The organism is Rhodococcus sp. ACPA1 (genome assembly GCF_002300195.1).
In the GTDB taxonomy this organism is placed as follows: Bacteria; Actinomycetota; Actinomycetes; order Mycobacteriales; family Mycobacteriaceae; genus Rhodococcus_F; species Rhodococcus_F opacus.
Genome location: NZ_NSDX01000012.1, coordinates 66548 through 88070, shown reverse-complemented (window position 1 = coordinate 88070; position 21523 = coordinate 66548). Strand labels below are relative to the sequence as shown.

The following is a 21523-nucleotide window of genomic DNA, read 5'->3' as shown; positions in this document are numbered from 1 at the left end:
GCCCTTCCGTTCTACGGCGCCGTCCAGTCGAACAGGGCGTCGCCGGTGGTCACGTCGGATCCGATGGTGTCGGTCGACACCGAATCCGGCTTGGAGTCCATCACGACGATCGGGCAGATGGCGGAGTATCCGGTGCCGTCGATCTCGGTCGGATCGAATCGCACCACGGGATCACCCGCGTCGACGTCGTCGCCTTCCGCTGCCAGCAGGGTGAACCCGTCGCCCTTCAGCTTCACGGTGTCGATTCCCAGGTGTACCAGCACACCGCCGCCCGCCGAGCCCAGGATGACGAACGCGTGCGGGTGCAGTTTGAGGATCTTGCCCGAGATCGGCGCGAGCACGTCGAGGGCGCCACGGTCGCGCGCCGGTTCGATCGCGACTCCGGAACCCACCATCTGGCCGGCGAATACGGGGTCGGGCACGTCGGCCAGGGCAAGCACGCGGCCGGGCAGTGGAGCCTGCACGGACAGGCTCACAGGATGTCCTCGATGTCCTCGGCCAGCGTGTCCGCCTCGGGGCCGACGATGACCTGCACGACGCTGCCCGCCTTCAGGACGCCGTGGGCGCCTGCTGCCTTGAGCGCGGCCTCGTCGACCTTGGCGCCGTCCTTGACCTCGGTGCGCAGGCGGGTGATGCAGGCTTCGATCTCGACGATGTTGTCGGCACCGCCGAGGCCGCTGATGATTGCGTCCGCTTTGGACATCGGTTCTCCCTCGTAGTTCGTGTTCGAGCTGCAGGTGATGGTGCCGGATGGGTTAGCTGGATCACATTTGCCTGTTGACATCCTGTGCTCACCTGGTCAAACTAGCAACTGGTTATGACCGGACAGTACCCGTTGGGGGTGCTGGTCCACAATAGTTTTCCCGAAGCCGGACGACGCGCTCGCCGCCGCCGGTTTCGGGACTCACCAGACGCCGATTCGGCGACCGAAGCGCACAGAGAAGGCCGATATGACTGTCGTAGACAGCCCGAAAAAGGAATCAGCGGTGTTTGCCGGGTTACAGCGCCTCGGGCGCAGCCTGATGCTGCCGATCGCGGTACTTCCCGCGGCCGGCATCTTGCTGCGGCTCGGCCAGGACGACCTCCTCGGCCGGTTCGACTCGATGCACACCGCCGCGTCCGTCATCTCCGCAGCCGGCCAGGCCGTGTTCACCTGGCTGCCCCTCATCTTCGCGGTGGGCATCGCCATCGGCTGGGCCAAGAAGGCAGACGGTTCCACCGCCCTGGCCGCAGTGGTCGGATACATGGTCATCAACGGCGTGTTCGAGGCCATGTCGCCGGTCGTCCTCGAAGGCAAGACCGACCCGAACGGCGACCAGGCGCTGATCAACTACGGTGTGCTCGCGGGCATCGTGATGGGTCTGCTGTCCGCCATTCTGTGGCAGCGGTTCTACCGCACCAAACTGCCCGACTACCTCGGATTCTTCAACGGGCGCAGGCTCGTTCCCATTCTCACCGCCCTCACCGGTCTCGTCGTCGGCGTCCTGATGGCCTTCCTGTACCCGGCATTCAACTCCGCCCTCACGTGGGTCGGCGAGACCGTCGCCGAGAACTCGGTGATCGGTGGCGGCGTCTACGGCATGGCCAACCGCCTGCTCATCCCGACCGGACTGCACCACATCCTGAACTCCACCGTGTGGTTTCTCGTCGGCGACTACCAGAACGCGAGCGGGGAACTCGTCCGCGGCGACCTCAACCGGTTCTTCGCCGGCGACCCGAGCGCCGGCATCTTCATGACCGGCTTCTTCCCGATCATGATGTTCGCCCTTCCTGCTGCCGCACTGGCGATCTGGCGCAACGCCCGGCCGTCGCAGAAGAAGCTCGTGGGTGGCATCATGCTCTCCACCGCGCTGACGGCGTTCCTCACTGGCATCACCGAGCCCCTCGAATTCGCGTTCATGTTCGTCGCCTGGCCGCTGTACCTGATCCACGCGTTCCTCACCGGCACCTCGATGGCGCTCGTCAACGCGCTCGGCATCCACGACGGATTCACGTTCTCCGCAGGCTTCTTCGACTACGTGCTCAACTTCGGCAAGGCCACCAACGCGTGGATGCTGATCCCCATCGGGCTCGGGTACGCGGTGATCTATTACGTCCTGTTCAGCTTCGTCATCAAGAAGTGGAACCTGCGCACTCCCGGTCGGGAGGACGACGCGGAAGCGAACGCCGACACGAACGCCGACACGGAAAAGGCAGGTCAGTGAGCATGGCTACACGAACGGTCCTCATCGGTTCGAAGGTCGGACTGCACGCCCGTCCCGCTGCGAAGTTCACCCAGGCCGCCGCGGCGGTACCGGTCGCAGTGCAGATCGCGGTCGGCGAGTCCGCGCCGGTGGACGCAGGCAGCATGCTCGCGGTGATGACGCTCGGCGCCGGATTCGGTACCGAGGTGACGATCACCGCGGAAGGGGAGGGCAGCGAGGAAGCTCTCGACCGCCTCGCCGACCTGCTCGCCTCCGACCTCGACGCCGCCTGATGTCGACGGCTACGGAAGTTCTCGTGCACGGCCTCGGGGTGAGTCCGGGGCTGGTCTGCGCACCCTGGCTCGCGTTCGGGACACCGGTCGCGACCTCGGCCGAAGACCCTGTCGGCGAATCGGTCACCGCCGAGGTCGCCCGGGTGCGGGACGCCCTCGCGACCGTGTCCGGCGACCTCGAAGCCCGCGCCGCCCAGGTGGACGGCGTCGCGTCCGAGATCCTGCTCGTGTCGGCGGCCATGGCCCGCGACCCGGGAATCGTGTCCGCCGCCGAGGAGAACCTTCTCGCCGGCATGCCGACGGCACACGCCGTGAGCGTCGCGTTCGACGGCTACTGCGCCACACTCGAGGTCCTCGGTGGGTACCTGGCCGAGCGCGTCGCGGACCTGCGTGACCTCGGGCATCGCGCGGTCGCGGTGCTGCTGGGAGTCCCGATGCCCGGCATCCCCGATCCCGGGTACCCATTCGTTCTCGTCGCCCGTGACCTGTCGCCCGCGGACACCGCGATGCTCGGCGGCAGCGACGTGGTCGGCCTGCTCACCGCGGAGGGCGGGCCGACGAGTCACACTGCGATCCTGGCGAAATCGCTCGGCCTGCCCGCGATCGTGAACTGCGCCGACCTCGACCGGTTGGCCGAGGGAAGGCCGGTGCTGCTCGACGGGACGACCGGCGAGATCATCGTGGACCCCAGCGATCGTCGTCAGGCAGAGGCGGCCGAGCAGATCGCGGAGGCGCGAGCGCGAGTCGCCGCGACGAGCGGACCGGGCCGCACCCGGGACGGCGCACCCGTCGGCCTGCTCGTCAACATCGGCACCGTCGACGACGCCGCGCGTGCCGCCACCGCGGATTCGGAGGGCGTCGGGCTGTTCCGCACAGAATTCCTGTACCTCGGCAGGCAGATCGCACCCACCCTCGACGAGCAGATCGCGACCTACACGTCGGTGCTGGAACAGTTCGCGGGACGCAAGGTGGTGGTCCGGACACTCGACAGCGGCTCCGACAAACCACTGCCGTTCCTCGACCTCGGCGCGGAGGAGAACCCGGCACTCGGCGTGCGCGGACTGCGGGTCGGCACCGTCTACCCGGACGTCCTGGCCACCCAATTGGAGGCGCTCGGCGCCGCGGCGGCCGCCACCGGCGCGGACCTGTGGGTGATGGCGCCGATGGTCGCGACGGCCGAGGAGGCGGAGGGCTTCGCCGCGCTCGCCCGCTCCGCCGGTATCGCCAAGGTCGGGGCGATGATCGAAATCCCCTCGGCAGCACTGCGTGCGCGCGACCTGCTCGAGCACCTCGATTTCGTCAGTATCGGGACCAACGACCTGAGCCAGTACACGTGTGCCGTGGACCGGATGGCAGGCAGTCTCGCCCCACTGCTCGACCCGTGGCAGCCCGCGGTCCTGGACCTCATCGGCCTGGTCGGCGCGGCAGGAGCGGAGGCAGGCGCACCCGTCGGTGTCTGCGGGGAGGCCGCGTCCGATCCCGCGCTGGCCCCGGTGCTGGTCGGGCTGGGCGTCACCAGCCTGTCCATGGTCGCCCTGTCGCTGGGTGCCGTGCGTGCCCGTCTGGCAGCCGCCGACCTCGGCCTGTGCCGGGAGATGGCGGTCGCCGCACGCGGCGCACGGTCCCCGCAGGCCGCACGATCGGCGGTCGCCGCTCTCACATCCGGAGCGCCTCGATGATCCTGCGGGGCAAGGTGGTCGTGGAGGACGGCGTCATCGCCGACGGTGTGGTGATCACCGACGGCGACCGAATCTCCTGGGTCGGGTCCGCGGTGCAGTACCGCGGAGAAGTGCCGCTACCGGAACCGAGTTCGTCGATACTGCTGCCGGGCCTGATCGACCTGCACTGCCACGGCGGCGCCGGCGCGGGATTTCCCAACGCCGACGCCGACGGTGCCCGGCGGGCCGCGGACCATCACCGCGAGCACGGCACCACCGGACTGCTCGGCAGCCTCGTCTCGGCAGGGGAGCAGGACCTGCTCCGGCAGGCCGGAATCCTCGCCGATCTGGTGGAACGCGGTGAGCTCCTCGGGATCCACCTGGAGGGTCCGTTCATTTCCGGTGCACGGTGCGGTGCGCAGGATCCCGCATCCGTGATCCCCGGCGATCCCGGCCTGTTCGAGAGGATCTGCGGTGCCGCGCGCGGCACCGTCAGGTCGATGACGCTCGCGCCGGAGACCGCGCACTTCGGCGAACTGCTCGCCGCGATGCGCCGGCTCGACGTGCTACCGAGCTTCGGTCACACCGACACCGACGCGGCGACCACGTCCGCGAGGATCGCCGACGCCGCCGGCGGCCCACTGACCGCCACACACCTGTTCAACGCGATGCCACCACTGCACCATCGCGCGCCGGGACCGGTGGCGGCATTCCTGGCCGCGGCCGGTCGCGGAGACATCGTCGTCGAATTGATCGCGGACGGAGTGCATCTCGCGCCCGAGACCGTGTCGATGGTGTTCGACACCGTCGGGCCCGACCAGATCGTCCTCGTCAGTGACGCCATGGCCGCCGCCGGTGTCACGGACGGCGACTACCAGCTCGGGCCCCTGGACGTGCGCGTCTCGCGCGGTGTCGCCCGGCTCGCGACCACCGACGGGTCCGAGGGGGCCATCGCAGGCGGCACCGCACGGCTGCTGGACGTGGTCCGCACCGCCGTCGTGGACAGCGGCATCCGGCTCGTCGACGCCGTCGCTTCCGCCACCAGGACTCCGGCCCGGCTGCTCGGCCTGGAGTCCGAACGCGGCAGCCTCGCCCCGGGCCGCCGCGCCGATATCGTCGTGACCGATCACCAACTGCGCCCCCGCGGCGTGTTCGTCGGCGGAATACCCGCCGAAACGGAAGGACTCGCATGGAAATCGTAATCCGGCAGACGCCGTCGGACGTCAGCTCGACCGTCGCGGACATCGTCGAGGGGTACGTGCGACGCGGTCCGACGACGCTGGGCCTCGCGACCGGCTCGTCCCCGCTCGGAAGCTACCGGGAACTCGCCCACAGGCACCGTGAGTCCGGACTGGACTTCTCGGGCGCACGCGCCTTCCTGCTGGACGAGTACGTCGGACTTCCGAAAACCCATGACCAGTCGTACTTCTCGGTGATTCGCTCGGAGTTCGTCGACCACGTCAACCTCGACACCGACCGCGTGCTCAGCCCGAACGGCGAATCGCCCGACATCGCCGAGGAAGGCGCGCGGTACGACGCGGTCATCGCCGACGCGGGCGGCGTCGACGTGCAGCTTCTCGGCATCGGGACCGACGGCCACATCGGATTCAACGAGCCGGGCTCCGCGCTGACCTCACGCACCCGCGTCAAGACCCTCACCGAGCAGACCCGCCTCGACAACGCGCGGTTCTTCGACAGCGTCGACGACGTCCCGCACCACGTCCTCACGCAGGGGTTGGGCACCATCAGCGAGGCTCGGCACCTGGTGATGATCGCGTTCGGCAAGGGCAAGGCCGAGGCGATCGCTGCCGCCGCGGAGGGACCGCTCTCCGCATTCTGCCCGGCATCGGTAATGCAGCTGCACCGGCACGTCACCGTCGTGATCGACGAAGCCGCAGCGAGCAAGCTGCAACTCGCCGACTACTACCGGTATGCGCTGGAACACAAGCCTTCCTGGCAGTCGTTCTAGATGACACCCGTACTCGAATTGGCGGTCCAGGACGTCGCGGGCGCCCGGATCGCCCGACGTGCCGGAGCGGTGCGCGTCGAGTTGTGCACCGCACTCGGCGCGACCGGCGGGTTGACGCCGAGCATCGGCACGATCGAAGCGGTTGCGGCCCAGGGGATCGCGGTGCACCCGCTGATCCGTTGCCGGCCCGGCGGATTCGTCTACGACGCCGACGAGATCGCAGTGATGGCTCGCGACGTTCGGGCCGCGGTGAACGCCGGCGCGTCCGGGGTCGTGCTCGGTGCGCTCACCCCCGACATGTCCGTCGACCGCGACGCTCTGCGCCGCCTGCTCGACGGCATCGACCCGTACGCGGTCGAGGTGACGTTCCATCGTGCGATGGACGTCGTCGACGACCGGGCGACCGCCGTCGATACGCTCGCGCGGTCGGGCATCATCCGGGTCCTCACCTCGGGCGGAGCGCCACGGTGCATCGACGGCCTCGACGCCCTGTCCGGCATGGTCGCCCACGCGCACGGCCGGATCCAAGTGATGGCAGGTGGCGGGATCCGCGTCGAGGACATCGCCGCGGTCGCGGACACCGGCATCGACGCCGTGCATCTCTCCGCCCGCCGCACCGTCGCCGACAGCGGCGGTCCGGGCGGCGGGTCCGGCGGCTACGACGCCGTCGACGAAACCCTCGCCCGGGCAGCGGCGGAGGCTCTGGGGCTCTGATTCCTTCGATCCCTGTTGCCTCATGTCACGATGCCCGCGAAGTCTGATTCGTCGACTCATCCAGAAATGCCCGCGTGGCAGCGGCTTTCTTCGAGATAGCCGACGATGGTGCGTACTACGGTCCAGTTCTTCTGTTCCACACGAGCGCCGTCGTTGGGTTTCCGGGACGAAAGCGGGTGATCTGTTGTTTGTCGCACCAGTCGGGCAGGTCGTGGTGATGCGTACTCACCGATGGTGGTTTCGCCCTCGTAGCCGACCAGCTCGATTCGGGCGTTCCCCGGCGCCGCATCCTCCCACTGCGCCCAGGTGCGGATCGGGATCTCGGACTCGAACAGGGAACTGGCGTGGTATGTGATCGGCCTCGAGTGCCGTCCCGCCCGAAGCTATGTCGCTACGCCGGCATTTTCAGGTGAGGCGGACAATGGACTACGCGGGCGTTTCTGATGAGTCAACGCGGGCTATTGCCACTGGGTAAGGGCTGGTGCTAGAGTCGAACATGCATTCGAACGACCTTGGGGGAGGTTGGTTGTGGGGGAATTGGTGGCGCCGGATCTGGCGGAGTTGCGTGCGTTCGCGGCGCGGCTGCGGGGGGTTTCCGCCGACGGGGATGCGGGCTTGGGAATCGACCTGCTCGATGCGATCGAGGCGTTGAAGTCGGTCGGGTGTGCGGTGCAGGCGGTGATCACCGACGACGTCGCCACCCAGATCCGCGCGGACCGCAAGGCCGCCGGGTTGCCGCGGGCGGACTGGGACCGGGGCATCGCGTCGCAGATTGCGTTGGCGCGCAGGGAGTCCCCGAACCGCGGCGGGCGGCACCTGGGGTTCGCACGGGCTCTGGTGCACGAAATGTCGCACACCCTGGCCTTGCTGCAGACCGGGCGGTTGAACGAATGGCGAGCCACGCTGCTCGTGCGGGAAGCGGCGTGCCTGTCGGCGGCCGATCGGGGCAGCGTGGACTGCCGGTTGTGTTCGGACCCGGCCATTCTCGACGGCGTCGGCGACCGCGGACTGATCGCACGGGCCAAGGCGCTGGCGGTCGAACTCGACGCCGCAGCGGTCGTGGCCCGGCACCGAAAGGCAGTGTCCGAACGACGGGTCACGACACGCCCCGCGCCGGACTCGATGGCATATCTGAGCGTGCTGATGCCGGTGGAGCAGGCCGTCTGCCTGCGGGCCACGCTCGGTCGGGACGCGGACAGTCTGATCGCCACCGGCAACAGTGGTGGCCGCACCCGCAATCAGCTGATGGTGGACCTACTGTTCGACCGCGGCACCGGGCGGGCCGCTGCTGGTGGTGTTCCGGTGGCGGTGAACCTGGTGCTCTCGGACGAGACCTTGCTGGCCGGCGGGCACGAGGCCGCGCATATGCAGGGGCTCGGGCCGGTGCCGGCCGCGATCGCCCGGCAGCTGGTCGCCGACGCCGTCGACAATGACACCGAGACGTCGCTGCGGCGGGTGTATTCGTGCCCGCAGTCGGGGGCGCTGACGGCGATGGAATCCCAGGCGCGCACGTTCCCAAAGAGCCTGCGACAGCTGATCGATCTGCGGGATCGGACGTGCAGGACTCCGTGGTGCGATGCGCCGATCCGGCATCACGATCACATCCGCTCACGCAGGACATTGGGTAAGACCACCGCGCGAAACGGGTCCGGACTCTGCGAGGCCTGCAACTACGCGAAGGAAGCACCGGGCTGGACGGCCCGCCCCGTACACAACCCCGCCCGCACCCACCTCATCGACCTCGGCACCCCGACCGGACACCACTACCGATCTGCGGCCCCGCCGCTCCCGGCAGCCGCACGACAGTCGGAAGTCGAGGCGGTACTGATCGCACAATTGCGTGCGTCTTGACCCGGCGGCCATGGGAATCGTCGTAGGGTCGTGTGCATGGCCAGCTGGAATGAGTTCGCCGAAGCTGCTCCGCGGATTGCCGCTATCTTCTCCCGCAGGCACGCGGCGACCGGAAACCTATGCATGCTCGGCACGCTTCGCTCTGATGGATTTCCGCGGATCAGCCCGGTCGAGCCGAGGTTCTTCGAGAATCAATTGTGGATCGCCGGAATGCCGAACACCACGAAGTTCCGGGACCTGGCTCGTGATCCGCGCTTCTGCCTGCACACCGCGACCGTCGACACCGAGGTGAAGGAGGGCGATGCGAAACTGTGGGGTGTCGTAGACGACGTCCAGGACAAGGCCCTGCATCAGCGTTTCGCGCAGGCGCTGTTCGACGAGACCGGGTTCGACATCAGGGGGCAGGAGTTCGATCACTGCTACCGAGCCGACCTGACCGGCGGCTCGGCAGTGGAGGTCGGCGACGGCCACATGGACATCACCATCTGGAAACCGGGCGAGCCCGAGCACGTCGTGCGAAAGCATTGACTTCTCACTCCGGCCACGGCACCACTGTCAATCGGGGCCATTCCTTCTGCCACCGGGCGGCTTTGGCCTCGTACACGTCGCGCGGGGCGAGTACGGGGTTCGGGCGCAGAACCATGTCGAAGAGGTCGGTGAATCCGTGGGGAGCGTAGATCTCGTCGTCTCCGGTGGGGTTGCTCCGGATGCCGTAGCAGCAGGTGGTGGAGGCGAAGTGGTCGATGGCGTCGTTGCAGTCGGTGAAGGGTGTCGCGGGCGCGCCGAAATGGTGTTCGTACCAAAGATGTACACGCGCTTCGTTTCTGACCTCGACGCGCACGTCGAGGTCGTCGAACAGTGCGTCGGCTCTGCGGATGACGTCGTCTTCGGCCTCGTAGCCGATGTCGCTGTCGTCGAAGTAGAAGAGGTCGTAATCGTTGATCCCCGACTGTGGGTCGCGGCCGTCGAGGTGGTTCCAGACCGTTTGGAACACGGCGCCTGCGGTGCGGTACCAGTCCGAGAGGCCGAGCTGGGGTGCACGGTCCAAGATCGTGGTGATGCACGGGTTGGTCCGGAGGACGCGGAGGAAATTCAGCTCCTCGGGAGAGTGAATCTGCATGACCCGATCGTAGGGTGGTGAGCACGACCGAACTGTCTACGTCTGGACATACATGGACATCCAACTATAGGATGGGCTACATATTCGGAACTCCCTCATCATCGAGCAAGAAACGGGTTCGCACAATGGTTCAAGAGCTATCCCACTTCGTCGGCGGCAAGCGCGTCCCCGGTGCCTCCAACAAGTTCGGCGACGTCTACGACCCCAACACCGGTGAGGTGCAGGCGCGTGTGCCTCTCGCCGACAAGGCCGAGACCGAGGCGATCATCGCGAACGCGGTGGATGCTCAGCGGGAATGGGCGCTGTTCAACCCGCAGAAGCGGGCCCGCGTCCTGATGAAGTTCCTCCAGCTCGTGCAGGAGGAGATGGATTCGCTGGCGCGCCTCCTGTCGTCCGAGCACGGCAAGACGATCCCCGACGCGAAGGGCGACATCCAGCGCGGCCTCGAGGTCATCGAGTTCGCCCTCGGCGCCCCGCACCTCCTCAAGGGCGAGTACACGGAATCCGCCGGGACCGGCATCGACGTGTACTCGATGCGTCAGCCGCTCGGCGTCGTCGCCGGCATCACCCCCTTCAACTTCCCGGCCATGATCCCGCTGTGGAAGGCCGGTCCCGCGCTGGCCGCCGGCAACGCGTTCATCCTCAAGCCGTCCGAGCGAGACCCGTCGGTGCCGCTGCGTCTGGCCGAGCTGTTCCTCGAGGCCGGTCTGCCCGCAGGCGTGTTCAACGTGGTCAACGGTGACAAGGAAGTGGTGGACGTCCTGCTCACCGACGACCGCGTCAAGGCTGTCGGGTTCGTCGGCTCCACGCCCATCGCGCAGTACATCTACGAGACCGCCGCGGCCCACGGCAAGCGTGCGCAGTGCTTCGGTGGCGCGAAGAACCACGCGATCATCATGCCTGACGCCGACCTCGACGAGGTGGCCGATGCCCTTATCGGCGCAGGTTACGGCTCCGCGGGTGAGCGGTGCATGGCCATTTCCGTCGCGGTCCCGGTAGGCGAGGAGACGGCCGATGCGCTCGTTGCCAAGCTGACCGAACGGGTCGGCAAGCTCACGATCGGCCGCAGCGACGACGAGTCCGCCGACTTCGGCCCGCTGGTCAGCAAGGACGCCCTCGAGCGGGTGAACAACTACATCCAGATCGGCATCGACGAGGGTGCGGAGGCCGTGATCGACGGCCGCGGCTTCACCCTCGAGGGCCACGAGAACGGCTTCTTCGCCGGTGCGACCCTATTCGACAAGGTCACCACCGACATGCGCGTCTACAAGGAAGAGATCTTCGGACCCGTCCTGCTCGTCGCCCGTGCCGCGGACTACGAGGAGGCACTCCGCCTGCCGACCGAGCACGAGTACGGCAACGGCGTCGCGATCTTCACCCGCGACGGCGACACCGCCCGCGACTTCACGAACCGCGTGAACGTCGGCATGGTCGGCGTCAACGTGCCGATCCCCGTGCCGATCGCGTACCACACGTTCGGCGGCTGGAAGCGCTCCGGCTTCGGCGACCTGAACCAGCACGGTCCCGATTCGTTCCGCTTCTACACCAAGACCAAGACCGTGACGCAGCGTTGGCCCTCGGGCAAGAAGGAAGAGACCAACCACTTCGTCATCCCGACCATGAACTGAACGGACCTCCATGTTCACCTTGACCGATGACGAGCGGGCGATCAGCGACACCGCCCGTGACTTCGCGGCCGAGCATCTCGCGCCGCACGCCGTGGAGTGGGATCAGGCCAAGCATTTCCCTGTGGATGTCCTGCGGAAGGCGGCGTCTTTGGGGATGGGTGGGATCTATATCCGTGAGGATGTGGGTGGGTCCGAGTTGACTCGTGTCGACGCGGCCCGCATCTTCGAGCAGCTCGCGAAGGGGTGCCCGTCGATCGCCGCGTACATTTCGATCCACAACATGGTCACCTGGATGATCGACCGGTTCGGCACCGACGAGCAGCGCCGCGCGTGGGTGCCGGGGCTGTGTTCGATGGATCAGCTCGGCAGTTACTGCCTGACCGAGCCGGGGGCCGGGTCGGATGCGGCGGCGCTGAGCACGAGGGCGGTCCGCGACGGCGACGACTACGTCCTGACCGGGGTCAAGCAGTTCATCTCCGGGGCGGGCACCTCGGATGTGTACGTGGTGATGGCCCGCACCGGGGAGGGCGGGCCGCGGGGGATTTCGGCGTTCATCGTCCCGAAGGGGTCGCCGGGTCTGTCGTTCGGGCCGAACGAGGTGAAGATGGGCTGGAACGCCCAGCCGACCCGGCAGGTGATCTTCGAGGACGTGCGGGTGCCGGCGGCGAATCTGCTCGGGTCCGAGGGCGGTGGTTTCCGGATCGCGATGGCCGGCCTGAACGGTGGCCGGCTCAACATCGCGGCGTGTTCGGTGGGCGGCGCGCAGACCGCGTTGGACAAGGCCGTCGCCTATCTGAGGGACCGGAAGGCGTTCGGGTCGCCGCTGATCGACTCGCAGGCACTGCAGTTCCAGCTCGCCGACATGCGCACCGAACTGGAGGCGGCCCGCACCCTGCTGTGGCGGGCGGCGGCGGCGCTCGAGGACGGCGCCCCCGACGTCGTCGAGCTGTGTGCGATGGCGAAGCGGTTCGCCACCGACACCGGGTTCGAGGTCGCGAACCGGGCGCTGCAACTGCACGGGGGGTACGGCTATCTTGCCGAGTACGGAATCGAGAAGATCGTCCGGGACCTGCGGGTGCACCAGATCCTCGAGGGCAGCAACGAGATCATGCGGGTGGTCATCGCCCGCAGCGTCGTCGCGGGGGCCGGACACGGAAAGCAGGGAGCGGCATGAGCGAGGCGGTACCGGCGGAACCGGAAGTTCTGATCACCACGAGCGGCGGTCTGGGCCGGATCGTGCTCAATCGGCCCCGGGCGATCAACGCCCTCAATCATGCGATGGTCCGGCAGATCGCGGCGGCTTTGGCCGGGTGGTCCGGCGACGACGCGGTCCGGGCGGTGGTGATCACCGGTGCCGGGGAGCGGGGCCTGTGCGCGGGCGGCGACATCGTGTCGATCTACCACGACGCGAAGGACGGGGGCACCGGTTCGCGGGAGTTCTGGCGCGAGGAGTACATCCTCAACGCGGCCATCGCGAACTACGGCAAGCCGTACGTGGCGATCATGGACGGCATCGTGATGGGCGGCGGGGTCGGGGTGTCGGCGCACGGCAGCGTGCGGATCGTCACCGAACGGTCGATGATCGGGATGCCCGAGACCGGGATCGGTTTCGTCCCCGACGTCGGCGGCACCTACCTGCTGGCCCGCACCCCGGGCGAGCTGGGCACCCACATCGCCCTGACCACCGCCCGGCTCAGCGCCGGCGACGCGATCGCGTGCGGGTTCGCCGACCACTTCATCCCCTCGGGGAAGATCGAGCAGTTCATCGACGCGTTGTCGACGACGTCCGTTCAGGAGGCGCTCGGCGCGTTCACCGAACCGGCACCGGCATCGGAGTTGCTGGCGCAGCAGGACTGGATCGACGCCGCGTACTCGGCCGACAGTGTCGCCGACATCGTCGCCCGGTTGCGCGGCAGTGGGGTGCCCGAGGCGGAGAAGGCGGCCGAGCAGGTGCGCTCGAAGTCGCCGACCGCGTGCGCGGTCACCCTGAAATCGCTGCGCCGCGCCCGGCAGGCCTGCAGTCTCGAGGAAGTCCTCGACGACGAGTTCCGGGTGTCCGTCGCCTGCCTGCGCTCACCCGACCTCGTCGAGGGCATCCGGGCGCAGGTCGTGGACAAGGACCGCAACCCGCACTGGTCGCCCGCCACGATCGACGAGGTCGACCCAGCGCGGGTCGACGCGTTCTTCGCACCACTCGGCGACCTCGAACTCGGCCTGACGGCCCCGCAGCCGCAGCATTGACCACCAGCTACACGCGTCCAGGAGGGACTGCTATGAGCACTACCGTCGGATTTCTGGGACTCGGCCACATGGGTGGTCCCATGGCGGCCAACCTCGTCAAGGCGGGGCACACGGTGGTCGGATTCGACCTCGCGTCGGCCGCACTCGAACAGGCAGTGAAAGACGGTGTCACCGTCGCTGATTCGGCCGTCGAGGCCGTGCGTGAGGTGGACGTCGTGATCACGATGCTGCCGAGCGGCAAGCACGTCCTCGGGCTCTACGCGGAGATCCTGCCAGCCGCGAAGCCGGGAACCCTGTTCATCGATTCGTCCACCATCGACGTCGCGGACGCCCGCGCGGCGCACGACGAGGCCGTCGAGGCGGGCCACCGTTCGGTGGACGCACCCGTCTCCGGTGGCGTCGTCGGCGCCACCGCGGGAACGCTCGCGTTCATGGTGGGCGGCACGGCGGACGACTTCGAGTCCGCGAAGCCGCTGCTCGACGTGATGGGCAAGAAGGTCGTCCACTGCGGAGACCCGGGCAACGGTCAGGCCGCGAAGATCTGCAACAACATGATCCTGGGCGTGTCGATGATCGCCATCAGCGAGGCGTTCGTCCTCGGCGAGAAGCTGGGTCTGAGCAACCAGGCCCTGTTCGACGTCGCGTCCAACGCGTCGGGTCAGTGCTGGGCGCTCACCACCAACTGTCCTGTGCCCGGACCGGTTCCGACGAGTCCGGCCAACAACGACTACCAGCCGGGTTTCGCGGCGGCGCTGATGGACAAGGATCTCGGTCTCGCCGCGAACGCGCTGAAGACCAACGGCGTCGAGGCCGACCTCGGGCTGCGCGCCGCCGAGCTGTACAGCCGGTTCCACGCCGCCGGCGGTGGGGGCCAGGACTTCTCGGCCATCATCAACGACATCCGCGACCGTTCTACCAAGGGAGACCAGTGACCGACTTCGAGACCATCCTGCTCGAACGCAAGGGCCGGGTGGGGATCATCACCCTCAACCGTCCGAAAGCACTCAACGCACTGAACTCCGAGCTGATGCGCGAGGTCGTGTCGGCGGTGGAGGAGTTGGAGAAGGATTCGGAGATCGGTGCCATTCTCATCACCGGTTCCGATCGGGCGTTCGCGGCGGGCGCCGACATCAAGGAGATGCAGCCCAAGTCGTACATGGACGTCTACCTGGACGACTTCTTCGCAGCATGGGATCGGCTCGCCGCGGCCCGCAAGCCGACGATCGCCGCCGTCGCCGGTTACGCACTCGGTGGCGGATGCGAGCTGGCGATGCTCTGCGACATCCTGATCGCCGCCGACACCGCGAAGTTCGGTCAGCCGGAGATCAAGCTCGGTGTCATCCCGGGCATCGGCGGTTCGCAGCGGCTGACGCGCGCGGTGGGTAAGGCCAAGGCCATGGAACTGTGCCTGACCGGCCGGAACATGGACGCCGAGGAGGCCGAACGCGCCGGGCTGGTGTCCCGGATCGTGCCCGCCGCCGATCTGCTGGACGAGGCGCTGCAGACGGCGACCACCATCGCCGAGATGTCCCTTCCGGTCGCGATGATGGCGAAGGAAGCCGTCAACCGCTCGTTCGAGACCACGCTCACCGAGGGCGTCCGGTTCGAGCGCCGGGTCTTCCATTCGACGTTCGCCACCGAAGATCAGAAGGAAGGCATGGCGGCGTTCGTAGAGAAGCGTTCGCCGGTGTTCAAGCACCGCTAGAAACCCTGAAACGGCTGTCGCCCCGCACCGGATCCCGGTGCGGGGCGACAGCCGTCTCACCACTTGGTGGGGGCGTCTCCGGTGTCGAAATCGCCTGCCTCTCGGCGCAGTTCGGCGAGGATCGTGACCAGTTGCTCCAGCTTGTCGCCGGACACCCCGGGACTCGAGAACACCTGGGCGTTGAGTCGCTCGGTGGACTCGACGGCCAGTTTCCTTCCCGCGTCGGTGATTTCGATCAGGGTCGCGCGGCGATCGCTCGGATGCGGGACACGCCGCACGAGATTCGCCGTCTCGAGCCGGTCGACGGCGTTCGTCACGCTCGTGGGGTGAACCTGAAGGCGCGCGCTGGCCTTCGCCATCGGGAGCGCACCCGTGCGCGTGAACGTCAGCAGTGTCAGCAATTCGTACCGGGCGAATGTGAGCCCCGACGGCTTGAGCACCTCTTCCACCCGGGCCATCATGATCTGCTGTGCCCGCATCACCGAGGTCACCGCGGCCATGCCGTCGGCAACATCACCCCAGCCGTGCTTCGTCCACTGCCGGTGGGCCTCTTCGATGGGGTCGAGATGAAGTGGTGACGGTGGTGGCATGCGTCGATCATCCCATGGCGGGTGATGGGCCGCGAAAATCTGCCGAACGTGTCGTCAGTGCTCTTCCGCCTTCGCGGCGGCCGCCAACGCCACCAGCCCGAGTCCCGCGCACGCCGTCATCGTGACCGCGAGAGCGACGCCGGTGTTGCCGAGCACGCCGACCAGGGGAGCGATCAGCGCGCCGACACCGAACTGCAGGGCGCCGAGCAGCGCGGCCGCCGTGCCTGCCGCCTCGCCGTGGCGGCCGAGAGCCAGCGCGGGGGCGTTGGGCAGGACGAAGCCGACACCGGCGAGGAGGAACCACAGTGGAACGACGAACCCGACGAGCCCGCCGAACTCGAAGTGGGCGGTGGTGACCAGTGCCAGCCCGGCCACCGTCGCGAAGGCGAGGGCCGACACCGTGATCTGCAGCGGTGACCAGCGTGCGAGGGCGCGGACGTTGAGTTGCGAGGCGCCGATCAGAGCGATCGCGCCGGAGCTGAACAGCAGCGCGAACTGCTGCTCGTCCAGGCCGTACTGGTCCTGGAACACGAACGACGCACCGGAGACGTACGAGAACAACGATCCCATCGCCACACTCGACACGAGGGCGAGCACCATGAACGCGCGGTCGCCCAGCAGGCTCTTGTAGGTGCCCAGCACGGCGCGCAGAGTGCTCTTGCGCCGCCGCTCCGGCGGCAACGTCTCCGTCAGACCCACACGCCGATCAACGCCGTCAGGGTGCCGATCACGGCGAGGACGACGAAGATCCCACGCCAGTCGACGGCGATGAGGAGTGCCCCGCCGATACTCGGAGCGAGAACGGGTGCGACGCCGAGCACGAGCATCAGCCGCGACATCACGACGGCGACGGTGTTCCCCGAGAACAGGTCGCGGACGACGGCGAGCGCGACCACCGCGGCGGCGGCGGCCCCGATGCCCTGGAAGACGCGAAGCACACCCAGCACGGCGACGGTCGGCGCGAAGACCGCGAGCACGGACGCGACCACGTGGACACCGATACCGGCGATGAGGGGACGCCTACGCCCGAGGCTGTCCGCGAGCGGTCCGACGATCAACTGCCCCAGCGCGAGGCCGAGCAGCGTGCCGGTGATGGTCAGCTGTACCGCGGACGACGATGCGCCGAGGTCGGTTCCGATGTCCGGAAGCGCAGGCAGGTACATGTCGATGGTGAAGGGGCCGAGGGCCACCATCGCGCCGAGTACCAGGATCACCCGAAGGCTGGGACGGGTGGTTGTCCGGTCGGCGGTCGGAACGGCGCGTTCTTCGGTATCGGTCACGAAGCAACACAGCAACGAGGGCACATGGTTTGTTCCCGCCCCGGCGTGTCGGTTTCAGAATCACCGTGAGCGCAACCCTCGCGCCCGGGGCACCGGCCGGGCACAGTAATCATCGATGCGGGTGTGACTGAGTGGTTGAGGTACCGGCCTGCAAAGCCGTTCACACGGGTTCGAATCCCGTCACTCGCTCGACGAGAACCGGCAGGTGATGCACCTGCCGGTTCTCTGTGCGTGTTCACACGTCTTCGAGGCGAATGCCCTTGGTCTCCTTCATGAACAGGCACGCGACGCCGGTGAGGACGGCCAGCGCCATGATGTAGACGCCGAACACCCAGCCGAGGTCGAGGCCGAGGAGAAGCTGGTTCAGGTACGGGGCGGTGCCACCGAACACCGCGACGGAGAACGAGTACGCGAATCCGATCGCCTGGGTGCGCAGTCGCGTCGGGAAGCTCTCCGAGAGCGTGGAGGACAGAATCGACGCCGGGACCGCGACGATCAGCAGGGCCGCGGTGGTGGCGACAAGCAGCGTCCACCCGTCGGATGTGATCATCATCGTCAGCGGCAACTGCAGGGCGAACATCAGAACCGCGAAGGCGCCCAGCATGGGCCGCCGGCCGATCTTGTCGGAGAGCAACCCGAGGAACGGCAGCGAGACCAGTGCGATCAGCTGAGCGATCACCAGCATCCAGTACGCGGTGTCGGGGTTCATGCCCTGCTGCGTGATCGCGTACGTGGAGATGTACGACGTCCAGGTGTAGTGCGCGGCCGTGATGCCCGAGGTCATCCCGATCATGAGGAGGATCGCCCGGACGACGGTGCGGCGGGGGATGCTCGGCTGATCGTCGTTGTTCTGCGCAGCGTCGAAGACGTCGCTCTCTTCCATGCTGCGGCGCAGGTACAGGGCGAACAGTGCCAGAAGCGCGCCGATGAGGAACGGGATACGCCAACCCCATTGACCGACCGCGGTGTCGGACAGGGAGGAGGTGACGACGCCGCCGACCGTGTAGGCCAGCACCGAACCGCCGAAGATCGCGATGAACGCGACGCTGCCCCACATGCCGCGCCGGTCTGGAGGCGCGATCTCGCCGACGTAGGAGTATGCGGTCGCGGACTCGCCGCCGTGCGCGAAGCCCTGCATCACGCGCGCCGCGAGCAGGATCAGGGACGCCCACGCGCCGATGGTCGAGTAGGTGGGCATCACACCGATGATCAGGCTGCCGGTGGCCATCATCAGCATGGTCGTGACGAGGACGAATTTGCGTCCGCGCTTGTCGGCGATCCGGCCGAAGATGATCCCGCCGAGCGGGCGCATCAGGAAGCCGACCGCGAAGACGGCGAGCGTGGACATCAGGGCGGAGACCGGGTCCGAATTGCTGAACATCGCCGCCGCGATGAACGGGGCGAACACCGCGTAGGCGCTCCACTCGTACCACTCGAGGACGTTGCCGACGGAGCTGGCGAGGAGCGATTTCTTGCGGGAGGCGAGGGTGGGGCCGGAATGGGTGTCAGGCTGCGCCTGGCGAGTGAGGTCGACGTTCACGTGCAGTCACTTTCGTCGGGGTCGCGGAGTCGAAAGGTCGAGAGGAGATTCAGCGCAGGTCGCTGCGACGGATCTTGCCTGTCTGGGTCTTCGGGAGGTCGGTGATGATGTGCACCAGCCGGGGCCGCTTGTACGCGGCGAGGCGGTCGCGGGCGAACGCGACGAGTTCGTCCTCGGTGGCGGTCGCGCCCTTGCGCAGCGAGACGTAGGCCACCACCGATTCGCCCTGATAGTTGTCGGGCTGCCCGACGACGGCGGCCTCGTGCACGGCCGGGTGTTCGTAGAGGGTGTCCTCGACCTCACGGGGCCACACCTTGTAGCCGGAGACGTTGATCTGATCCTTGAGCCGGTCGACGAGGTACACCCACCCCGCCTCGTCGATGATCGCGACGTCCCCGGTGCGCAGCCGTCCGCCGGGCAGCGTGTCCCGGGAGGCGTCCGGGTTGCGCCAGTAGCCCGAAACAACCTGCGGTCCGGCGATTTCCAGTTCGCCTGCGGTGTGGGGCGGAACGGGGTCGCCATTCGGGTCGACCGCCCGGATGTCCACCCGGGGCAGCGGGAGACCGATGGACAGTGAGCCACTCGACGGGTCGACCGGCGCCCGCAGGCCGGGTGGCACCGCGATCACTCCGGCCGTGGTCTCGGTCATCCCGTACGCGTTGTGGATGTACTTGCCGAATCTGGCTTCGAACTTCTCCACGGTCGCGGGCGGGATGGGCGCGCCGCCCGAGTAGAGGGTCTTGACCGAGGCGAAGTGGTCCGCGCTCGCACCCGGCACCTCGGAGAGTGCGTTGAACACGGTGATCGAGCCGATCGTGTAGGTCACCCGGTGCTCCACGAACGTCTCCAGTGCGACGGCCGCGTTGAACCGATTCGCGAAGACGAGCACACAGTCCCGGACGAGGGCCACACCGGCATTGAGCACGGCACCGGTGATGTGGAACAGGGGAGCGACAGCGAACACGACGTCCCCGTCGACGACGCCGGCGCAGTGATCGAAGTCGGGTGCGGTGGCCAGCACGTTCGCGTGGGAGTTGAGCGCGCCCTTCGGCGGGCCGGTGGTCCCGGAGGTGTAGGTGAGCAGCGCGAGGTCGTCGCCGCCGAGTTCGATCAGGGGAGGCCGACTGCCGCGAAAGCGCGCGAGGAGTGCGACGAGGTCGCCGTCGGCCGCCGGCGTGGCGCGCGTGGTGGACTCGAACACCCGCGGATCGTTGCGGGTCTGGAAATCGAGGGCACTGGTGCTGATCGAGAATCGCACGCTGCTGCCGCGCAGGGTCTCGGCCGTGGCCGCGGCGCTCACGTCTTCGCAGATGATGCCGATCGGTTCGGCATCGTCGACGAGGCGACGGAGTTCGTTTCCGCGATACATCGGATTGAGCACCAGCGCCGCTGCGCCGACCTTCCACAGCGCCAGCAGGGCGAGGGCGTACTGCGGCACATTCTGCAGGTAGATGCCCACCCGGTCGCCGCGCCCGACACCCCACTCGTCCAGCGCGACGGCGAGGGCGTCCGACAGGTCGTCGACCTCGCGCGCCGTGAGGGCGCCATCGAAATAGGCCACGGCGGGGTGATCGGGATGCGCCTCGACGCGCGACCGCCACGCGTCGAGAGCGGTCGCTACGGGTGGCTCCTGGATTCCGTCGTTGGTGAACGTCGACGACACCGCTGTCCCCTTTCTCCGGCTCCGGTCCGAACGGGATGTCCGAATTCGAGCGGCCGACCGATCACTCGCTCGGTCGGTGTGGGCAAGTGTTGTGTGTCACAGGAGGTGTGTCAAGTCCGTGCCCGCAGGACCGCCGGTTCCGACGCGGCCGCAGCGACGGTTGCGCCTCATATTTCCGTCTGGCAATATGATGGTATGAGCGCCTACGCCGCCCTGGCCGAGCCTCACCGCAGGCAGATTCTCGACCTGCTGCGTGATGGTGAGCGGCCCGCCGGAGAGCTGGTGGAGCACATCGCGCTCAGCCAGCCCGGCGTGTCCAAGCACCTGAAGGTGCTGCGCGAGGCCGGGCTCGTCGTGGTGCGCGTGGACGGCAAGCAACGTCTGTACGCGCTGCGCCCAGAACCCCTCGCCGAGGTCGACCAGTGGCTGGAGCCGTACCGCGGGTTCTGGTCGAGGCGCCTCGACGCCCTCGAACGACACCTGGAGGAGAACCCATGACCGACGGAACCCTGGAGACGATCGACGGTCGCCCGGCGCTGCGCTTCGAGCGCACGCTCGCCCACTCGGTCGAGCGCGTGTGGCGGGCGGTCAGCGTGCCGGCAGAACTCGAGCGCTGGTTTCCCGCGGCCGCCGAGTGGACACCGGCGACGGGGGAGACCTTCGAGGCCTACGGCGCGACCGGCGAGGTGACCGAGGTCGATGCACCCCATCGGCTGGCGTGGACCTTCGGTTGCGAGAAGTACAGCTTCGATCTGACCGCCGAGGGAGACGGCTGCCGGTTGATCTTCATCCATGTCTTCGGCGACCGTGCGATCGCAGCGCAGACCGCAGCCGGCTGGGAGACCTACCTGTCGCGGCTCGAGCCGCATCTCGCCGGTGGGTACCTCTCCGAGGCGGAGGCGCACGGGTCATGGGATCAGTGGGAGGAAGTTCACGAACGCTACGCCGAGCGCTTCGGCGTCGACCCGACACCGGGACGGCAATTCCTGGCGGCTCAGCGTGCCGGCCAATGACATCCGGTAGGGCAAATTGCCGTCCTCGTCGGCGATGTAGCCGTCGAGCGACATGATCGTCGAGTAGATCAGCTC

General features: G+C 67.8%; 21 protein-coding genes, 1 tRNA gene and 1 pseudogene. 16 read left to right on the top strand and 7 right to left on the bottom strand.

Annotated elements, in window-relative coordinates; all coding sequences use genetic code 11:
• Window positions 1-11: 11 nt before the first annotated feature.
• Together CJ177_RS39470 and CJ177_RS39465 are read right to left on the bottom strand one after the other, a co-directional pair.
• Window positions 12-476, bottom strand: coding sequence for a PTS glucose transporter subunit IIA (locus tag CJ177_RS39470; RefSeq protein WP_005252852.1), 465 nt, complete (start codon window positions 474-476; stop codon window positions 12-14).
• Window positions 473-703, bottom strand: a complete 231-nt coding sequence (locus tag CJ177_RS39465) for a glucose PTS transporter subunit EIIB (RefSeq protein ID WP_005563039.1) — start codon at window positions 701-703, stop codon at window positions 473-475. Before CJ177_RS39465 ends, CJ177_RS39470 begins: the two co-directional genes overlap by 4 nt.
• A gap of 247 nt (window positions 704-950) precedes the next feature.
• Between CJ177_RS39465 and CJ177_RS39460 the strand changes: the two genes are divergently transcribed.
• From CJ177_RS39460 to CJ177_RS39425, 8 genes are all read left to right on the top strand, one after another.
• Window positions 951-2204 carry a PTS transporter subunit EIIC gene (locus tag CJ177_RS39460; protein WP_005252854.1) on the top strand — a complete coding sequence of 418 codons (1254 nt, stop codon included), beginning with the start codon at window positions 951-953 and terminating at the stop codon, window positions 2202-2204.
• Between the two features lie 2 nt (window positions 2205-2206).
• On the top strand, window positions 2207-2476 hold the full coding sequence (locus tag CJ177_RS39455; RefSeq protein WP_025432990.1) for an HPr family phosphocarrier protein: 270 nt from the start codon (window positions 2207-2209) through the stop codon (window positions 2474-2476).
• A complete protein-coding gene (ptsP, locus tag CJ177_RS39450; RefSeq protein ID WP_095870266.1) occupies window positions 2476-4155 on the top strand; it encodes a phosphoenolpyruvate--protein phosphotransferase in 1680 nt (559 codons plus the stop codon). Before CJ177_RS39455 ends, ptsP begins: the two co-directional genes overlap by 1 nt.
• The gene (locus tag CJ177_RS39445; protein WP_061044565.1) at window positions 4152-5336 is read left to right on the top strand and encodes an N-acetylglucosamine-6-phosphate deacetylase; all 1185 of its coding nucleotides are present in this window, start codon (window positions 4152-4154) and stop codon (window positions 5334-5336) included. Before ptsP ends, CJ177_RS39445 begins: the two co-directional genes overlap by 4 nt.
• Window positions 5324-6103, top strand: a complete 780-nt coding sequence (gene nagB / locus CJ177_RS39440; RefSeq protein ID WP_061044564.1) for a glucosamine-6-phosphate deaminase — start codon at window positions 5324-5326, stop codon at window positions 6101-6103. The genes CJ177_RS39445 and nagB overlap by 13 nt, the downstream gene beginning before the upstream one ends.
• Window positions 6104-6817, top strand: coding sequence for a copper homeostasis protein CutC (locus CJ177_RS39435; RefSeq protein WP_061044563.1), 714 nt, complete (start codon window positions 6104-6106; stop codon window positions 6815-6817). It begins immediately after the preceding gene.
• 528 nt (window positions 6818-7345) lie between these two features.
• Window positions 7346-8668, top strand: coding sequence for an HNH endonuclease signature motif containing protein (locus CJ177_RS39430; protein WP_095870265.1), 1323 nt, complete (start codon window positions 7346-7348; stop codon window positions 8666-8668).
• Window positions 8669-8704: 36 nt separating this feature from the next.
• Window positions 8705-9196, top strand: a complete 492-nt coding sequence (locus CJ177_RS39425; RefSeq protein ID WP_005252867.1) for a pyridoxamine 5'-phosphate oxidase family protein — start codon at window positions 8705-8707, stop codon at window positions 9194-9196.
• Between the two features lie 4 nt (window positions 9197-9200).
• Here CJ177_RS39425 and CJ177_RS39420 read toward each other — a convergent pair whose 3' ends face one another.
• Complete coding sequence (locus tag CJ177_RS39420; protein WP_095870264.1) at window positions 9201-9788, bottom strand: nucleotidyltransferase family protein; 588 nt, start codon at window positions 9786-9788, stop codon at window positions 9201-9203.
• Window positions 9789-9913: 125 nt separating this feature from the next.
• On the opposite strand from CJ177_RS39420, the gene CJ177_RS39415 reads away from it, so the two are divergent.
• Genes CJ177_RS39415 through CJ177_RS39395 form a run of 5 tightly spaced genes read left to right on the top strand, consistent with a single transcriptional unit; the run spans window position 9914 to window position 15362 of the window.
• A complete protein-coding gene (locus CJ177_RS39415; protein ID WP_005564060.1) occupies window positions 9914-11416 on the top strand; it encodes a CoA-acylating methylmalonate-semialdehyde dehydrogenase in 1503 nt (500 codons plus the stop codon).
• A gap of 10 nt (window positions 11417-11426) precedes the next feature.
• A complete protein-coding gene (locus tag CJ177_RS39410; RefSeq protein WP_095867528.1) occupies window positions 11427-12590 on the top strand; it encodes an isobutyryl-CoA dehydrogenase in 1164 nt (387 codons plus the stop codon).
• Window positions 12587-13657, top strand: a complete 1071-nt coding sequence (locus CJ177_RS39405) for an enoyl-CoA hydratase/isomerase family protein (RefSeq protein WP_095870263.1) — start codon at window positions 12587-12589, stop codon at window positions 13655-13657. Before CJ177_RS39410 ends, CJ177_RS39405 begins: the two co-directional genes overlap by 4 nt.
• A 32-nt stretch (window positions 13658-13689) precedes the next feature.
• Window positions 13690-14589 (top strand): 3-hydroxyisobutyrate dehydrogenase, encoded by a 900-nt coding sequence (gene mmsB / locus CJ177_RS39400; protein WP_005252877.1) that lies wholly within the window; start codon window positions 13690-13692, stop codon window positions 14587-14589.
• A complete protein-coding gene (locus CJ177_RS39395) occupies window positions 14586-15362 on the top strand; it encodes an enoyl-CoA hydratase (RefSeq protein WP_072946032.1) in 777 nt (258 codons plus the stop codon). Before mmsB ends, CJ177_RS39395 begins: the two co-directional genes overlap by 4 nt.
• 56 nt (window positions 15363-15418) lie before the next feature.
• Here the strand turns inward: CJ177_RS39395 and CJ177_RS39390 are convergent, their stop codons facing one another.
• Both CJ177_RS39390 and CJ177_RS39385 read right to left on the bottom strand, forming a co-directional pair.
• Window positions 15419-15952 carry a MarR family winged helix-turn-helix transcriptional regulator gene (locus CJ177_RS39390; RefSeq protein ID WP_005252880.1) on the bottom strand — a complete coding sequence of 178 codons (534 nt, stop codon included), beginning with the start codon at window positions 15950-15952 and terminating at the stop codon, window positions 15419-15421.
• A 54-nt stretch (window positions 15953-16006) separates the two neighbouring features.
• A pseudogene (locus CJ177_RS39385) lies at window positions 16007-17256 on the bottom strand (multidrug effflux MFS transporter).
• Between the two features lie 93 nt (window positions 17257-17349).
• Between CJ177_RS39385 and CJ177_RS39380 the strand changes: the two are divergent.
• Window positions 17350-17421: transfer RNA gene (locus CJ177_RS39380), tRNA-Cys, on the top strand.
• Window positions 17422-17467: 46 nt separating this feature from the next.
• Here CJ177_RS39380 and CJ177_RS39375 read toward each other — a convergent pair.
• Together CJ177_RS39375 and CJ177_RS39370 are read right to left on the bottom strand one after the other, a co-directional pair.
• Window positions 17468-18772 carry an MFS transporter gene (locus CJ177_RS39375; RefSeq protein WP_095870262.1) on the bottom strand — a complete coding sequence of 435 codons (1305 nt, stop codon included), beginning with the start codon at window positions 18770-18772 and terminating at the stop codon, window positions 17468-17470.
• A 49-nt stretch (window positions 18773-18821) separates the two neighbouring features.
• Complete coding sequence (locus CJ177_RS39370; RefSeq protein ID WP_095870261.1) at window positions 18822-20435, bottom strand: class I adenylate-forming enzyme family protein; 1614 nt, start codon at window positions 20433-20435, stop codon at window positions 18822-18824.
• A 195-nt stretch (window positions 20436-20630) separates the two neighbouring features.
• Here CJ177_RS39370 and CJ177_RS39365 point away from each other — a divergent pair, with 195 nt between their 5' ends.
• Both CJ177_RS39365 and CJ177_RS39360 read left to right on the top strand, forming a co-directional pair.
• On the top strand, window positions 20631-20933 hold the full coding sequence (locus CJ177_RS39365) for a helix-turn-helix transcriptional regulator (protein WP_095870260.1): 303 nt from the start codon (window positions 20631-20633) through the stop codon (window positions 20931-20933).
• Window positions 20930-21448, top strand: a complete 519-nt coding sequence (locus CJ177_RS39360) for an SRPBCC domain-containing protein (RefSeq protein ID WP_095870259.1) — start codon at window positions 20930-20932, stop codon at window positions 21446-21448. The genes CJ177_RS39365 and CJ177_RS39360 overlap by 4 nt, the downstream gene beginning before the upstream one ends.
• Window positions 21449-21523: the final 75 nt, after the last annotated feature.

Excerpts from the sequence above, each read along its gene's own strand:
- CJ177_RS39445 (WP_061044565.1), top strand. The coding sequence starts at position 4,152 with ATGATCCTGCGGGGCAAGGTGGTCGTGGAGGACGGCGTCATCGCCGAC.
- CJ177_RS39405 (WP_095870263.1), top strand. The coding sequence starts at position 12,587 with ATGAGCGAGGCGGTACCGGCGGAACCGGAAGTTCTGATCACCACGAGC.
- CJ177_RS39425 (WP_005252867.1), top strand. The coding sequence starts at position 8,705 with ATGGCCAGCTGGAATGAGTTCGCCGAAGCTGCTCCGCGGATTGCCGCT.
- CJ177_RS39460 (WP_005252854.1), top strand. The coding sequence starts at position 951 with ATGACTGTCGTAGACAGCCCGAAAAAGGAATCAGCGGTGTTTGCCGGG.
- ptsP (WP_095870266.1), top strand. The coding sequence starts at position 2,476 with ATGTCGACGGCTACGGAAGTTCTCGTGCACGGCCTCGGGGTGAGTCCG.
- CJ177_RS39420 (WP_095870264.1), bottom strand. The coding sequence starts at position 9,788 with ATGCAGATTCACTCTCCCGAGGAGCTGAATTTCCTCCGCGTCCTCCGG.
- CJ177_RS39415 (WP_005564060.1), top strand. The coding sequence starts at position 9,914 with ATGGTTCAAGAGCTATCCCACTTCGTCGGCGGCAAGCGCGTCCCCGGT.
- mmsB (WP_005252877.1), top strand. The coding sequence starts at position 13,690 with ATGAGCACTACCGTCGGATTTCTGGGACTCGGCCACATGGGTGGTCCC.
- CJ177_RS39390 (WP_005252880.1), bottom strand. The coding sequence starts at position 15,952 with ATGCCACCACCGTCACCACTTCATCTCGACCCCATCGAAGAGGCCCAC.
- CJ177_RS39360 (WP_095870259.1), top strand. The coding sequence starts at position 20,930 with ATGACCGACGGAACCCTGGAGACGATCGACGGTCGCCCGGCGCTGCGC.
- CJ177_RS39365 (WP_095870260.1), top strand. The coding sequence starts at position 20,631 with ATGAGCGCCTACGCCGCCCTGGCCGAGCCTCACCGCAGGCAGATTCTC.
- CJ177_RS39465 (WP_005563039.1), bottom strand. The coding sequence starts at position 703 with ATGTCCAAAGCGGACGCAATCATCAGCGGCCTCGGCGGTGCCGACAAC.
- nagB (WP_061044564.1), top strand. The coding sequence starts at position 5,324 with ATGGAAATCGTAATCCGGCAGACGCCGTCGGACGTCAGCTCGACCGTC.
- CJ177_RS39435 (WP_061044563.1), top strand. The coding sequence starts at position 6,104 with ATGACACCCGTACTCGAATTGGCGGTCCAGGACGTCGCGGGCGCCCGG.
- CJ177_RS39410 (WP_095867528.1), top strand. The coding sequence starts at position 11,427 with ATGTTCACCTTGACCGATGACGAGCGGGCGATCAGCGACACCGCCCGT.
- CJ177_RS39455 (WP_025432990.1), top strand. The coding sequence starts at position 2,207 with ATGGCTACACGAACGGTCCTCATCGGTTCGAAGGTCGGACTGCACGCC.